The organism is Peribacillus sp. SIMBA_075 (assembly GCF_046534585.1).
On the sequence record NZ_JAWRYN010000796.1, the window covers coordinates 1 to 265 of the forward strand.

Here is a 265-nt window from a genome sequence, read left to right on the forward strand (position 1 = left end):
GTGTAACAGATAAAGTTGCTGGTCGAACGAATCCTTATAATGCTAAATTGAGCTGGTTATCGGTTCCACCACTTTTTCAGGTAAGCTCTGAAATTGGGGAAACAGTCTATATAGGAATTTTAGACGGAACAGATATCGTAACAACACAAGTTGTAGATGGCACACATTCTGTTAGAAGTCATACGCAAGTTGGAGAGCGCTCTCCTGCTCATTTAAGTGCACTCGGCAAAGTCATATTGGCTTTCCTAGGTGAACAGGGAAGAGG

The 265-nt window shown here is 42.3% G+C and carries 1 protein-coding gene; it reads left to right on the forward strand.

From position 1 onward, the window contains the following. Positions 1-265, forward strand: a 265-nt coding sequence (locus SB775_RS30400) for an IclR family transcriptional regulator domain-containing protein (protein ID WP_486360721.1), incomplete at both ends; no start/stop codon positions are given.